This window comes from Vogesella sp. AC12, assembly GCF_024437575.1.
GTDB lineage: Bacteria > Pseudomonadota > Gammaproteobacteria > Burkholderiales > Chromobacteriaceae > Vogesella > Vogesella indigofera.
Genome location: NZ_JANFNU010000003.1, coordinates 139490 through 152822 on the forward strand (window position 1 = coordinate 139490; position 13333 = coordinate 152822).

Here is a 13333-nt window from a genome sequence, read left to right on the forward strand (position 1 = left end):
GAGGGAAAACAAGAGAAATCAGCGGCTTACAGCATCCTCTGCAGGCAGAGTGTCAAGTCATGCCATTGACAAGCAGCACCACAAAACAAAAAACAGCGGCCGCCCTGCCAAATACAGGGCGGCCGCTGTTTTTGCAGGCTTACGCCAGCTTCTGCTTCAGGATTTCCTGCACCTGCGCCGGGTTGGCCTTGCCTTTGGATGCCTTCATCACCTGTCCGGCCAGCGCGTTAAGCGCCTTTTCCTTGCCGGCGCGGAATTCTTCCACCGCTTTCGGGTTGGCGGCCAGCACCTCTTCCACCATCTTCTCGATGGCGCCGGCATCGGACACCTGCTTCAGGCCGTCGCGCTCGATGATGACGTCGGCAGACAGCTCGCTGTCCCACATCGCATCAAACACCTGCTTGGCCAGCTTGTTGGACAAGGTACCGTCGGCAATGCGCACCAGCAGGCCGGACAAGCGTTCGGCATTGATCGGCAGCTCGGCGATATCCTTGCCTTCGCGGTTGAGACGCGCGGCGACGTCGCCACCCAGCCAGTTGGCCGCCAGCTTGCCCTGGCCGGAGGCCGTCGCCACCGCCTCGAAATAGGTGGCCAGCGCGCGACTGCCGGTCAGTACCGCGGCGTCGTACGGGGTAACACCGAAGGCGTCGACAAAGCGCGCCTTCATCTGCGCCGGCAGTTCCGGCATCTCGCTGCGGACGCGTGCGATCTGCTCGTCGCTGATGCGCACCGGCAACAGGTCCGGGTCCGGGAAGTAGCGGTAATCGTGCGCGTCTTCCTTGGTCCGCATCATGCGCGTTTCGCCGGAGTCCGGATCGAACAGCACCGTTGCCTGCTGCACCTTGCCGCCGTCCTCGATGGTTTCGATCTGCCACTGCGTCTCGTACTTGATCGCCTGCTCGAGGAAACGGAACGAGTTCAGGTTCTTCACCTCGCGGCGGGTACCGAATTCGGCCTGGCCGAACGGGCGCACCGACACGTTGGCGTCGACGCGGAAGCTGCCTTCCTGCATGTTGCCATCGCAGATCCCCAGCCAGGTCACCAGCGTGTGCAGCGCCTTGGCGTAGGCGACCGCCTCTTCCGCCGAGCGCATGTCCGGCTCGGACACCACTTCCAGCAGCGGCGTGCCGGCGCGGTTGAGGTCGATGCCGGTCATGCCGTGGAAGTCTTCATGCAGCGACTTGCCGGCATCTTCTTCCATGTGCGCGCGGGTGACGCGGATGGATTTCTCCTCGTCGCCGACCAGGATGTTCAGCTTGCCGTGTTCGACGATCGGCAGCTCCATCTGGCTGATCTGGTAGCCCTTGGGCAGGTCGGGATAGAAGTAGTTTTTGCGGGCAAACACGTTCTTCTGGTTGATGGTGGCGTCCAGCGCCAGACCGAGGCGAATCGCCTTCTCCACCACCGCCTTGTTCAGCACCGGCAGCACACCCGGCAGCGCCAGCTCCACCAGCGAGGCCTGGGTGTTCGGTTCGGCGCCGAAAGCGGTGCTGGCGCCGGAGAAAATCTTGGAAACGGTGTTGAGCTGCACGTGCACCTCAAGACCGATAACGACTTCCCATTTCATGTTTGGAAAATCCTTCTTGTTTTAAAGGTTGGCCGCAGGCTGCGGCCAACCTTTGTTGATCGCGTAATTACAGGGCCGGGGCCTTGCTGTGCCAGTCGGTGACCTGCTGGAACTGGTGCGCCACGTTCAGCATCTTCGCTTCGCTGAAGTAGTTGCCGATGATCTGCAGCCCGACCGGACGGCCGTTGTCGCTGAAGCCGGCCGGCACGCTCATCGCCGGCAGGCCGGCGAGGTTGACCGACAGGGTGTAGATGTCCGACAGGTACATCTGCACCGGATCGCCGGACTTCTCGCCCAAATTGAAGGCGGCGGTCGGCGCCACCGGGCCGAGGATCACGTCGCAGCCGGCAAAGGCGGCCTTGAAATCGTCGGCGATCAGGCGGCGGATCTTCTGTGCCTTGATGTAGTAGGCATCGTAGTAACCGTGGGAGAGCACATAGGTGCCGACCATGATGCGGCGCTTCACCTCGCTGCCGAAGCCTTCGGCGCGCGACTTCTCGTACATGTCGACCAGGTCCTTGTACTCGCTGGCGCGGTGGCCGTAGCGCACACCGTCGAAGCGCGACAGGTTGGCGGAGGCTTCCGCCGGCGCGATCACGTAGTAGGCCGGGATCGACAGCTGGGTGTTGGGCAGGCTGATGTCCACCACCTCGGCGCCCAGCTTTTTCAGTTCGCTCACCGCGTTGTCGATGATGCGGCCAACGTCGGCGGCGAGGCCGTCGGCGAAGTACTCGCGCGGCAGACCGACGCGCAGGCCGGCCAGCGGCTGCGCCAGATCGCGGCTGTAGTCTTCCTTGGCACGCTCCAGGCTGGTGGAATCACGCTCGTCGAAGCCGGCGATCACGTTCAGCATCAGCGCGCAGTCTTCCGCGGTCTGTGCCATCACCCCGCCCTGATCCAGCGAGCTGGCGTAGGCGACCATGCCGAAGCGCGATACCACGCCGTAGGTCGGCTTGATGCCGGTCACGCCGCAGTGGCTGGCCGGCTGGCGGATGGAGCCGCCGGTATCGGTGGCGGTGGCCACCGGCGCCAGGCGCGCGGCCACCGCCGCGGCGGAACCGCCGGAGGAGCCGCCGGGAATGGCGGCCAGGTCCCACGGGTTCTTCACCGCACCGTAGTAGCTGTTCTCGTTGGACGAGCCCATCGCGAATTCGTCCATGTTGGCGCGGCCCAGCGTCACCAGACCGGCGGCCTGGCACTGCTCGATCACGTGCGCGTCGTAGGGCGAAATAAAGTTGTCCAGCATCTTCGAGCCGCAGCTGGTCTTCCAGCCCTGCTGGCAGAAAATATCCTTGTGCGCGATCGGTGCCCCGGTCAAGAGCCCGGCGCTGCCCGCGGCGCGGCGCGCATCGGCGGCGGCGGCCTCGAGCAGGGTCTTGTCGCGGTCAACGGTGATGAAGGCATTGAGCTGCGGGTTGAGCGCGTCGATGCGCTGCAGGTATTCGGTGGCCAGCTCGACGGCAGAAACCTGCTTGTCGGCCAGCTGTTGCGACAATTGTTTTAGCGTAGCGTGAATCATCGTGTAGAGAGCTTCCGTAGAGAAGGCCCGCCTCGGCGGCAGGGCAGATACGGCAAAGGTTGGCCGCAGCGGCTTATTCGATGACTTTCGGCACCAGGAACAGGCCTTTTTCCACCTGTGGCGCCACCGCCTGGCAGGCCTCGCGCCGGTTCGGCTCGGTGACAACGTCTTCGCGCAGGCGCAGCGATACATCCTGCGGGTGCGCCATCGGCTCGATACCGTCGGTATTGACCGCCTGCATCTGCTCGATCAGGCCGAGAATACTGTTCAACTGGCGGTTTACCGCGTCGATTTCGGCGTCTGTTACCGCGATGCGGGACAGGCGCGCAATACGTGCAACATCCTGATGGCTCAACGACATGGCGTCCTCGTCAAAATCTTTAATATTTCAAGCGTTGTAGGGTATCATAATTGGTTACATTAGCCCAAGAACCAAGGGGCCAGACCTGCTTGGCAAACGGGACCGCTGCGGACAGTGAATCTTTACCTGTCCGCCCTGTCCCAAACACGATTTAATTACGCGTGCCGTCGTTTTCGATAAGGCAACGTTCAAAAAACATTTCAGGACCGACCCCCATGCTCCGCTCGCTCACCGGATACTTCTCCAATGACTTGGCTATCGACCTCGGTACTGCCAACACCCTGATCTACATGCGCAACAAGGGCATCGTGCTGGACGAACCGTCGGTGGTCGCCATTCACAACGATATCCCCAGCAACAAGAAATCGATCCTGGCCGTCGGCCTCGAAGCCAAGAAAATGCTGGGACGCACCCCGGGCAGCATCCAGGCCATCCGTCCGATGAAGGACGGCGTGATCGCCGACTTCACCGTCACCGAGCAGATGCTGAAGCAGTTCATCAAGAAGGTCACCCCCAACCGCTTCTTCGCCGCCAGCCCGCGCATCGTGATCTGCGTGCCGTGCGGCTCGACCCAGGTCGAGCGCCGCGCGATCAAGGACTCGGCGCTGGCCGCCGGCGCCCGCCGTGTCGAGCTGATCGAAGAAACCATGGCCGCCGCCATCGGCGCCGGCCTGCCGGTGGAAGAGCCGACCGGCTCCATGGTGGTCGACATCGGCGGCGGCACCACCGAAGTCGGCGTGATCTCGCTGGGCGGTGTGGTGTACTCCAATTCGGTACGCGTGGGCGGCGACAAGTTTGATGAAGCCATCATCAACTACATCCGCCGCAACTACGGCATGCTGATCGGCGAAGCCACCGCCGAAGAAATCAAGAAAACCATCGGTTCCGCCTTCCCCGGCGCCGAAGTAAAGGAAATGGAAGTCAAGGGCCGCAACCTGGCCGAAGGCATCCCGCGCGCCTTTACCGTGTCCAGCAACGAGATCCTGGAAGCGCTGACCGAGCCGCTGAACCAGATCGTGTCGGCGGTGAAGATCGCGCTGGAACAGACCCCGCCGGAACTGGGCGCCGACATTGCCGACAAGGGCATGGTGCTGACCGGTGGCGGCGCGCTGCTGAAGGACATCGACCGCCTGCTGGCCGAGGAAACCGGCCTGCCGGTGTTCATCGCCGAAGAGCCACTGACCTGCGTGGTACGCGGCTCCGGCAAGTCGCTGGAAAAAATGGACAAGGTCGGCACCATTTTCACCAGCGTTCCCTGATTTCCTGACCAGACGTCACCTCGCAAGAGGTGACGTTGTGCTGCATGAACTTTGCCAACACTCCCAGCTTTGCCAATCAGGGCCTGCAGCCCGGCGGCCGCCTGTTCCTGTGCGTGCTCACCTCGCTGGCGCTGCTGATCGGCGACAGCCAGTACGGCCTGATGGAAAAGGCGCGCGACGCCATTTCCGTGGTGCTGTACCCGTTGCAGCGTGCGGCCAACGTGCCGCTCAACCTCACCATGCAGGTCGGCGACTTCTTTACTGCGCAGGCGGCACTGAAGCGCGAGAACGACGCACTGCGCGAACGCGACCTGATCCAGTCCTCCCACCTGATGCGCATGTCGTCGCTGGAGAAGGAACTGCAGCAGCTGCGCCAGCTCAATGCGCTGGCGGCGCAGCCGTCGCATGCCGGCGTGGTGGCCGAGGTGCTGTACACCGGGCGCGACCCGTTTTCCTATCGCCTGATCATCGACAAGGGCAGCAGCAGCGGCATCGCCAGCGGCCAGGCGGTGATCGACGAGAACGGCCTCATCGGCCAGGTCACCCGCGTGCAGCCGCTGAGCGCCGAGGTCACCCAGGTGATCAACCGCCACTACATCGTGCCGGTGATGATCGAGCGCACCGGCCATCGCGCGCTGCTGTACGGCTTTGGCGGCGGCGTGGAAGTGCGCTACCTGCCGATCAGCACCGACATCCGCGACAATGACCTGCTGGTTACCTCCGGCGTCGACGGCGTCTACCTGCAGGGCATTCCGGTAGCGCGGGTGAAACAGATCGACCGCCTTGGCGGCGCCGCCTTTGCCCGCGTGCGCAGCGAGGTGATCGCCGGCGTGCAGTCCAGCCGCTTCGTGGTGATCATGCCCAACCGCCGACTGCCGGCCGCGCCGCCGGTGCCGCCTCCGACCGACGCGGCCAACACCGACAAGAAATCGCCATGATGCGTGATGCCTTCCATCCCGGCAGCGGCCATGCCCAGCTGCGCCATTGCCGTCAGTCCCGACCGTCATGAACTACGATCGCCCGCAAGAACTGCTCAAGCCGGTCAAGCGCCGCTTCATCACGCTGACCTTTGTCGTCGCGCTGGCGCTGGAGCTGCTGCCCTTGCCGCAAGGCTCCAGCCGCTGGCTACCCGACTTCGTCGCGCTGCTGATCCTGTACTGGAGCGTAAACCAGCCGCGGCGCATCGGCATCGGCATGGCCTTCGGCATCGGCCTCTTGGCCGACGTGGTGTCGACCAGCATGTTCGGCCAGCACGCGCTGGCCTACTCCGTCGGCGCCTACCTGATCCTGCTGCGCCAGCAGCAGCTGGTGATGTTCAACCTCGGCCAGCAGACGCTGGTGATCCTGGTGCTGATGATGCTGATCCAGCTGCTGATGGCGGTCGCGCGCTGGAGCGTCGGCGCCTCGCTGCCCGGCCTCGGCTACTTCCTGCCGGCCCTGATCGGTGCGCTGCTGTGGCCGCTGCTGACCAAGCTGATGCTGCTGCCCTACCGTAGCGAACGGCACTAAGCGCCATGAAGCAAGCCGCACGCCTGAAAGACCCGCACACCGAAGAACGCCAGCTGTACTGGCGGCTGCTGGTCGCCTACCTGTTCATGGTGCTGATGCTGTTGCTGCTGGTGGCGCGTTTCGTCTGGCTGCAGGTGTTCCAGTACGAACACTTCGCCACCCTCGCCCAGAACAACAGCATCTCGCTGGTGCCGGTGCAGCCCAACCGCGGCCTGATCGTCGACCGCAACGGCATCGAGCTGGCGCGCAACTACGCCTCCTACACCCTGGAGCTGACGCCGGACAAGATCGACAACCTCGACGCCACCATCAAGGCGCTGGGCCAGGTGGTGCCGATCACGCCGCGCGACCTGAAGCGCTTCCAGAAATTCCTGTCGGAGTCGAAGGACTTCGAGCCGGTGCCGCTGCGGCTGAAGATGGATGACGTCGAGGCGGCGCGGCTGGCGGCCAACCTGTGGCGCTTCCCCGGCGTCGAGGTCAAGGCGCGGTTGTACCGCGACTACCCGTACAAGGAGCTGACCAGCCACGTGCTCGGTTACATCGGCCGCATCGGGCCGCGCGAGAAGGACCGCCTCGCCGCGGACGAGAAGACCGCCAACTACCGCGGCGCCACCCACATCGGCAAGCTGGGGCTGGAAGCGGTGTACGAGGACGACCTGCACGGCCAGAACGGCTTCGAGGAAATCGAGACCGACTCCGCCGGCCGCGCGGTGCGCTCGCTGCGCCGCACCGCGCCGGTACACGGCAACACGCTGCAACTGGCGCTGGACATCCACCTGCAGGATGTCGCCGACAAGCTGTTCGGCGCCCGCCGTGGCGCGCTGGTCGCCATCGACCCGGGCAGCGGCGGCGTGCTGGCGCTGCTGTCCAAGCCCAGCTTCGACCCCAACCTGTTCATCGACGGCATCGACAGCCAGAGCTGGCAGAGCCTGAACAGCGACTGGCAGCGGCCGCTGATCAACCGCGCCATCCGCGGCATGTATCCGCCCGGCTCCACCTTCAAGCCGTTCATGGGCATGGCGGCGCTGGAAGCCGGTGCCATCACCCCGAACGAGATCCGCCCGGCGCCGGGCTACTTCACCCTGCCCGGCTCCAGCCACCAGTTCCGCGACTCCAACCCGCGCGGCAACGGCTCCGCCAACCTGGCCAAGGCCATCGCGGTGTCCAGCGACACCTTCTTCTACAAGCTGGCGTGGGACATGGGCATCGACCGCATCCACCCGCTGCTGGCGCAGTTCGGCCTCGGCAGCCGCACCGGCATCGACCTCGACGGCGAGGCGGTCGGCGTGCTGCCGTCCAAGGAGTGGAAGGCGCGCCGCTTTGCCGGAACGCGCTACCGCGACGAGCACCGCCGCTGGCTGCCGGCCGACGTGGTCAGTATCGGCATCGGCCAGGGCTTCAACACCTACACCCCGCTGCAGATGGCCAATGCCACTGCCATGCTGGCCAATGACGGCCGCGCCTTCCACCCGCACCTGGTGCAGAAGGTCACCGACGCGCGCAACGGCAAGACGCGCCTGATCGAGGCGGCGCCGTACAAGCAGCTGCCGTTCAAGCAGCAGCACTACGACTACATCAAGCAGGGCATGCGCGCGGTGATGCTGCCGGGCGGCACCGGCTGGCGTCTCGGCCAGGGCCTGCAGTACTCGATGGCCGGCAAGACCGGCACCGCGCAGGTGGTGCAGATCAAGCAGGGCGCCAAGTACAACGCCGGCGCGCTGGCCGAGCAGCACCGCGACCACTCCTGGTTCATCGCCTTCGCCCCGGTGGAGCAGCCGAAGATCGCGGTAGCGGTGATCGTGGAAAACGCCGGCTTCGGCGCCACCGCCGCGGCGCCGATCGCGCGCGCGCTGTTCGACTACTACCTGACCGGCAAGCTGCCCGACGACATCCGCGGCCAGCTGGAAACCTTCCCGCCCTCGGCAACAGGAAAGCAAGATGCAAGTGTCGCTCGCTAAGCGCCTCACCCGCGCCATCATGGACCCGCTGGACGGCTGGCTGCTGGCGCTGCTCGCCGGCGTGTTCGTGCTGAGCATGATCGCGCTGTTTTCCGCCTCCAACCAGAGCTGGGCCAAGATCGACAACAAGCTGGTCTACACCGCGCTGTCGCTGCTCATCATGTGGCTGCTGGCACGGCTGAGTCCGCAGACGGTGATGCACCTGGCGCTGCCACTGTATGCTGCCGGCGTGCTGCTGCTGGTCGGCGTCGAGCTGTTCGGCATCACCGTCAACGGCTCCACCCGCTGGCTGAACGTCGGCATCGCCCGCATCCAGCCGTCCGAAATCATGAAGATCGCGCTACCGATGATGCTAGCGTGGTACTTCCAGAAATACGAAACCACCCTCAACTGGCGCCACTACGTGGTGGCGGCGGTGCTGATCGTGATTCCCGGCCTGCTGATCCTGAAACAACCCGACCTCGGCACCGCCACGCTGGTAATGGGCGCCGGCTTCTTTGCGCTGTTCTTTGCCGGCCTGTCGTGGAAGATCATCATCGGCGGCGGCGTCGCCTTCCTCGCCAGCCTGCCGGTGGTGTGGAACCTGATGCACGACTACCAGCGCAAGCGGGTACTGACCCTGATCGACCCGATGGAAGATCCGCTCGGCGCCGGCTACCACATCATCCAGTCGATGATCGCCATCGGCTCCGGCGGGGTGTGGGGCAAGGGCTGGCTGGCCGGCAGCCAAACCCACCTCGACTACATTCCGGAGCGCACCACCGACTTCATCTTCGCGGTGTACTCCGAGGAGTTCGGCCTCGCCGGCAACCTGCTGCTGCTGGCGCTATACCTCGGCATCATCAGCCGCTGCCTGCTGATCACCGCGCGCGCGCCGACGCTGTACGGCCGGCTGCTGGCCGGCGCCATCACGCTGTCGTTCTTCGTCTACGTGTTCGTCAACATGGGCATGGTCGCCGGCATCCTGCCGGTGGTCGGTGTGCCGCTGCCGTTCATGTCCTACGGCGGTACCGCCACCGTGTCGCTGGCCATCGGCCTCGGCATGCTGATGGGCATCGGCAAGCTGCAGCGCCGCTAGCACGCGACGCAAGGTTGGCCGCAAGCCGGCCATCCGGCCTAGACCATGCGGCCGATGGCGCGCCCGCTGCCGGCGCGCTAGGCTGGACGCCATGAAACCCGATCCCTCGCTGCCCCTGGTCTACGCCTGCTCCGGCTGCTCCAGCGCCGCGCAACTGGCCAACCACTTCGCACTGCGCCTCACCCGCGCCGGCCACGCCGAGATGTCGTGCATCGCCGGCGTCGGCGGCCAGGTGCCCGCCTTGTTGCGTACCGCACGCAGCGGCCGCCGCATCCTGGCGCTGGACGGCTGTCCGCTGCGCTGCGTGCAGGGCTGCCTGCAGCAGGCCGGACTGCACGCCGATCTGAGCATCGAGCTGTCCGACCACGGTGTGATCAAGCGCAAGCACGCCGATTTCGACAACGCCGACGCCGAGCGGCTGTGGCCGCAGCTGGTGGCGGCGGCGCAGGCGCTGCAGCCGCCGCGCTAGAGCGCTCGCCACTGCCCGCATGCGATGCCAGCAGGCGCGGCCATCCTGTACCGCGACCGGTTGAGTCGCGGCTCAGCCCGAAACAGGATCACATCGGATAGAAGAGAAAAAGACGCTCGTTCGCAGCGGCCAGCGCCGCCGCGCAGGCGGCTTACCTCACAGCAGCCAGCGCCACAGGCCGTACACCACGAAACCGCTGACGATCGCCGCCAGCGTGTGTCGGCTGAAGAACGCCACCGCCGCCGCGGCGAGGGTGCCAGGCAGGTAGGCGTTGCCCGGCGACAGGTCGATGGCCCCCTGCGGCGCCAGCGCCATCGGCACGATCAGCGCGGTCAGCACCGCCGCCGGCACGTAGTGCAGCGCACGCGACAGCCAGGCTGGGAAGCTCAGCTTGTGGCCGAATACCAGAAAACTCAGCCGGATGCCGTAGGTGACCACGATCATGCCGGCAATGGTCAGTAGCAGTTGCAGGCTCATGTCGTCTCCTTCATCTCAGACTTGGTGGTCGCCGTCAGCCGTTCGGCCAGCACGCCGCCGGCCACCCCGGCCAGCGCCGCCAGCATCAATCCCAGCTTGAACGGCAGCTCGCGCGCCAGCAGCGCCACCACCCCGGCCAGCAGCGCCGCCACCAGCACCGGCCGCTTTTTCAGCTGCGGCGCGACGATGGCGGCAAAGGTAGCCACCATCGCGAAATCCAGCCCCAGATCGGCAAGGCCGGGCACGCTCTGTCCCAGCAACACGCCGATGATGGTCCACAGCTGCCAGTTGCCGTACATCGCCAGCGACGAGCCCAGCCAGTACCAGGCGCCGTCGAACTCGTTGTCCTGCTGCCGCAGCTGGTGCTCGACCACGGCGAAGGTCTCATCGGTGAGCCAGAACGCCAGCGACCAGCGCCAGCGCACCGGCAGGTGGCGGGCGTAGGGCAGCAAGGTGGCGCTGTACAGCGCGTGGCGCAGGTTGACGACAAAGGTGGTCAGCCAGATCACCGGCAGCGCGGTGCCGCTGCTGATCAGACTGACGGCGATGAACTGCGACGAGCCGGCGAACACCAGCGCCGACAGCGCCAGCGTCGCCCACGCCGGAATGCCGCTGGCGATCGCCAGCGTGCCGAAGATGACGCCGAACGGGGCGGCGCCGACCAGCATCGGCAGCGAATCGCGGGCACCGGCCAGCAGCGGGGGAAATCGTTGCGACATGCTTGCTCCACAGCAAAAGGTTGGCCGCATTGTAGGCCGCCGCCAACGGCGCCGTCTTGAACGATCTTGCGCCGGTTAGCTGCGCACCGCGCGCTGGTACGCCGCCGGCGTCACCCCCAGCGCGGCACGGAAGGCGCGCGTCAGGTGCGGCTGATCGGCAAAGCCCAGCTGCGCCGCCACCTGGCCGGGCGCCACGCCCTGCGCCAGCAGCTGGCGCGCACGCGCCACGCGCAGCTGGTTGCGCCACGCCACCGGCGGCAGGCCGAATTCGGCGCGGAAGCTGCGGTTGAGGTGCCACGGCGACAGCCCGGCGCTGTCGGCCAGCTGCTGCAGCGACAGGTTGTCGGCGAGGCGGTCGGCCAGCAGCGCACGCACCTGCTGCAACCGCGGCTGGTCGCGTGCCAGCAGCCGCTCGCGCACGCCCATGTGCCGCTGCAGCACGTCGGCAAACACCGCGTACAGTGCACTCTCGCGCTGCAGCCGGTCGTGGCACTGCGCCAGCAACGGTTGCAGCAGCGCCAGCCGCCGCGCCAGATCGACATCGTAGATCACCGTCTGGCGGAAGAACGGCTCCACCGGGCGCCCGGCCAGCTGGCTGGCGAGGGCGCGGATCAGCGTCGCCGACGGGTAGAAACCGCGATAGCCCCAGCCGGCGGCATCGGCCGATTCGCCGGTGTGCACCTCGCCGGGATTGATCAGCACCAGCGCACCGACGCCGGCGACGTGCGAACTGCCGTGGTAGCGGTAGGACTGCGCGCCCAGTGTCAGCGCGTTGACCACGTACTCCTCGTGAAAGTGCGGGGTGAACACCTGCCGGGTGTAGAACGCGTCCAGACACTCCAGCGGCGCAATGTCGTCGGCGCGGAAGTAGCGGGCGTATTCGGCTGGAACGGCGGACATGGTGACGGCTCGGCAGGGGGTGGCCCCATTCTGGCACAGCCGCCGCCGCAGGGGCTTGAACGATCTTGCGGCCAACCCTGCCGCCGGCCGTTTAGGAACCGGCCATGAAGGTGCGGATGCCGGAGCCGATGAACTGCACCCCGACGCAGATCAGCAAAAAGCCCATCAGCCGGCCCAGCACCTCGGTGCCGGCGCGGCCCATGCGCGCCGCGATCAGCGTCGACGAGCGCAGCACCAGCCAGGTCACCAGCGCGGTGCTGACAATGGCGAGCATGGTCATGCCGAAGGCGAGCAGCTTCTCGGTACGGCTGTGCAGTTCGGCAATCTCGGTGGCGATGCCGATCACCACCGCGATGGTGCCGGGGCCGCTGATGCCCGGCATCGCCAGCGGGAAGAAGGAATAGTCCTCGCGGCGGTTGGTCTTCGGCGCCATGCCCGGATCCTGCGACAGGAACAGCATGCGGTAGCCCAGCACCGCCACCACGAAGCCGCCGGCGATACGCAGCGCGCCGAAGGAAATGCCGAACGCGGCCAGGATCAGGTTGCCGGCCAGCAGGCACACCAGCATGATCGCGGCGGCGTAGACGCAGGCCATGCGCGCCTGCTGCGCACGGCGCAGCTCGCTCATGCCCTGCGTCAGCGACACGAACAGCGGGATCTTGGACAGCGGATTGGTGATCACCAGCAGGCTCACCAGCCCGCCAAACAGGAACTGCAGATACAGGGTCTTGAACATCATTCTTCTTGATCTGGAAGTAAGGATCCGGAAATAAGGCCAGCGGCCGCCGCAAGCAGCGGCAGCGCGGGCAGGCATTGTAGCCAGCCGTCGTCGTGGGCGAAACCGGCGGCACGGTAATCGTGATCATGGGGCCAGCTGCGACATTATGCCGCAGCTGGCGGCGGAGGCTGCGTGCTATGCTCTTCGCCACTGCAACCTGCCCCCGCACACCATGAAAAAACTCGCCCTTGCCGCACTCGCCGGCCTGCTGTCGTTGCCCGCCCTTGCCCATGACTACAGCGCCGGCGCGCTGAAGATCGACCACCCGTGGAGCCGCGCGATGCCGGCCAGCAGCCCGACCGCGGCGGTGTTCATGACCATCAGCAACAGCGGCGGCGCCGACCGGCTGCTGGCCGCCAGCACGCCACAGGCGGCGCGCGCCGAGCTGCACCAGCACCTCAACGACAACGGCGTGATGCGCATGCGCGAAGTCAGCGGCGGCATCGTGCTGCCGGCCGCCGGCCAGGTAAAGCTGGCTCCCGGCGGCCTGCACCTGATGCTGCTGCAGATACCGAAACAGGCGGTCAGCGGCGACCGCTTCCCGCTACAGCTGCAATTTGAAAAAGCCGGCAAGGTCACCGTAGAGGTCACCGTGGAAAGCGGCATGGCACCCGTCCACCCCGCCGGCCACTAAGCCTGCCCATCCCCGCCCGGCACCACGCCGGGCGGCGCCTGCCATCGCGCTGTTGGGGGCGGGGGGGGGGGGCGCCCCCCCCCCCCCCCCCCCCCCCCCCCCCCC

At 66.2% G+C, this 13333-nt stretch carries 14 protein-coding genes; 7 read left to right on the forward strand and 7 right to left on the reverse strand.

The window, feature by feature from the left end; translation table 11 throughout:
* Positions 1-139 precede the first annotated feature (139 nt).
* The 3 genes from gatB to gatC all read right to left on the reverse strand — a co-directional run bounded on the left by gatB (position 140) and on the right by gatC (position 3447).
* A complete protein-coding gene (gatB, locus tag NOM55_RS07010; RefSeq protein ID WP_255908012.1) occupies positions 140-1567 on the reverse strand; it encodes an Asp-tRNA(Asn)/Glu-tRNA(Gln) amidotransferase subunit GatB in 1428 nt (475 codons plus the stop codon).
* A 67-nt stretch (positions 1568-1634) separates the two neighbouring features.
* A complete protein-coding gene (gene gatA / locus NOM55_RS07015; RefSeq protein WP_255908013.1) occupies positions 1635-3086 on the reverse strand; it encodes an Asp-tRNA(Asn)/Glu-tRNA(Gln) amidotransferase subunit GatA in 1452 nt (483 codons plus the stop codon).
* 73 nt (positions 3087-3159) lie between these two features.
* Positions 3160-3447, reverse strand: a complete 288-nt coding sequence (gene gatC / locus NOM55_RS07020) for an Asp-tRNA(Asn)/Glu-tRNA(Gln) amidotransferase subunit GatC (RefSeq protein ID WP_047965920.1) — start codon at positions 3445-3447, stop codon at positions 3160-3162.
* A gap of 215 nt (positions 3448-3662) precedes the next feature.
* On the opposite strand from gatC, the gene NOM55_RS07025 reads away from it, so the two are divergent.
* The 6 genes from NOM55_RS07025 to NOM55_RS07050 all read left to right on the forward strand — a co-directional run bounded on the left by NOM55_RS07025 (position 3663) and on the right by NOM55_RS07050 (position 9720).
* On the forward strand, positions 3663-4706 hold the full coding sequence (locus NOM55_RS07025) for a rod shape-determining protein (RefSeq protein ID WP_255908014.1): 1044 nt from the start codon (positions 3663-3665) through the stop codon (positions 4704-4706).
* Positions 4707-4750: 44 nt separating this feature from the next.
* Complete coding sequence (gene mreC, locus NOM55_RS07030; RefSeq protein WP_255908015.1) at positions 4751-5644, forward strand: rod shape-determining protein MreC; 894 nt, start codon at positions 4751-4753, stop codon at positions 5642-5644.
* A gap of 67 nt (positions 5645-5711) precedes the next feature.
* Positions 5712-6215 carry a rod shape-determining protein MreD gene (gene mreD / locus NOM55_RS07035; RefSeq protein WP_255908016.1) on the forward strand — a complete coding sequence of 168 codons (504 nt, stop codon included), beginning with the start codon at positions 5712-5714 and terminating at the stop codon, positions 6213-6215.
* Positions 6216-6220: 5 nt separating this feature from the next.
* Complete coding sequence (gene mrdA / locus NOM55_RS07040) at positions 6221-8173, forward strand: penicillin-binding protein 2 (RefSeq protein ID WP_255908017.1); 1953 nt, start codon at positions 6221-6223, stop codon at positions 8171-8173.
* Entirely contained in the window at positions 8154-9251 is a 1098-nt protein-coding gene (gene rodA, locus NOM55_RS07045; RefSeq protein ID WP_255908018.1) for a rod shape-determining protein RodA, read from the forward strand. Before mrdA ends, rodA begins: the two co-directional genes overlap by 20 nt.
* Before the next feature lie 91 nt (positions 9252-9342).
* Entirely contained in the window at positions 9343-9720 is a 378-nt protein-coding gene (locus NOM55_RS07050; protein WP_255908019.1) for a putative zinc-binding protein, read from the forward strand.
* A 156-nt stretch (positions 9721-9876) separates the two neighbouring features.
* Here NOM55_RS07050 and NOM55_RS07055 read toward each other — a convergent pair whose 3' ends face one another.
* The 4 genes from NOM55_RS07055 to NOM55_RS07070 form a co-directional block, all read right to left on the reverse strand.
* A complete protein-coding gene (locus tag NOM55_RS07055) occupies positions 9877-10197 on the reverse strand; it encodes an AzlD domain-containing protein (protein ID WP_047965913.1) in 321 nt (106 codons plus the stop codon).
* Positions 10194-10916, reverse strand: coding sequence for an AzlC family ABC transporter permease (locus tag NOM55_RS07060; protein ID WP_255908020.1), 723 nt, complete (start codon positions 10914-10916; stop codon positions 10194-10196). The genes NOM55_RS07055 and NOM55_RS07060 overlap by 4 nt, the downstream gene beginning before the upstream one ends.
* A 75-nt stretch (positions 10917-10991) precedes the next feature.
* A complete protein-coding gene (locus NOM55_RS07065; protein ID WP_255908021.1) occupies positions 10992-11816 on the reverse strand; it encodes an AraC family transcriptional regulator in 825 nt (274 codons plus the stop codon).
* 91 nt (positions 11817-11907) lie between these two features.
* Positions 11908-12555: a MarC family NAAT transporter gene (locus NOM55_RS07070; RefSeq protein ID WP_255908022.1), complete on the reverse strand. Its 648-nt coding sequence runs from the start codon at positions 12553-12555 to the stop codon at positions 11908-11910.
* 211 nt (positions 12556-12766) lie between these two features.
* Between NOM55_RS07070 and NOM55_RS07075 the strand changes: the two genes are divergently transcribed.
* Complete coding sequence (locus NOM55_RS07075) at positions 12767-13228, forward strand: copper chaperone PCu(A)C (protein ID WP_255908023.1); 462 nt, start codon at positions 12767-12769, stop codon at positions 13226-13228.
* The last annotated feature ends 105 nt before the right edge of the window (positions 13229-13333 follow it).

Coding starts and splice junctions, on each gene's coding strand:
- gatB (WP_255908012.1), bottom strand. CDS start 1,567: ATGAAATGGGAAGTCGTTATCGGTCTTGAGGTGCACGTGCAGCTCAAC.
- gatA (WP_255908013.1), bottom strand. CDS start 3,086: ATGATTCACGCTACGCTAAAACAATTGTCGCAACAGCTGGCCGACAAG.
- gatC (WP_047965920.1), bottom strand. CDS start 3,447: ATGTCGTTGAGCCATCAGGATGTTGCACGTATTGCGCGCCTGTCCCGC.
- NOM55_RS07025 (WP_255908014.1), top strand. CDS start 3,663: ATGCTCCGCTCGCTCACCGGATACTTCTCCAATGACTTGGCTATCGAC.
- mreC (WP_255908015.1), top strand. CDS start 4,751: ATGAACTTTGCCAACACTCCCAGCTTTGCCAATCAGGGCCTGCAGCCC.
- mreD (WP_255908016.1), top strand. CDS start 5,712: ATGAACTACGATCGCCCGCAAGAACTGCTCAAGCCGGTCAAGCGCCGC.
- mrdA (WP_255908017.1), top strand. CDS start 6,221: ATGAAGCAAGCCGCACGCCTGAAAGACCCGCACACCGAAGAACGCCAG.
- rodA (WP_255908018.1), top strand. CDS start 8,154: ATGCAAGTGTCGCTCGCTAAGCGCCTCACCCGCGCCATCATGGACCCG.
- NOM55_RS07050 (WP_255908019.1), top strand. CDS start 9,343: ATGAAACCCGATCCCTCGCTGCCCCTGGTCTACGCCTGCTCCGGCTGC.
- NOM55_RS07055 (WP_047965913.1), bottom strand. CDS start 10,197: ATGAGCCTGCAACTGCTACTGACCATTGCCGGCATGATCGTGGTCACC.
- NOM55_RS07060 (WP_255908020.1), bottom strand. CDS start 10,916: ATGTCGCAACGATTTCCCCCGCTGCTGGCCGGTGCCCGCGATTCGCTG.
- NOM55_RS07065 (WP_255908021.1), bottom strand. CDS start 11,816: ATGTCCGCCGTTCCAGCCGAATACGCCCGCTACTTCCGCGCCGACGAC.
- NOM55_RS07070 (WP_255908022.1), bottom strand. CDS start 12,555: ATGATGTTCAAGACCCTGTATCTGCAGTTCCTGTTTGGCGGGCTGGTG.
- NOM55_RS07075 (WP_255908023.1), top strand. CDS start 12,767: ATGAAAAAACTCGCCCTTGCCGCACTCGCCGGCCTGCTGTCGTTGCCC.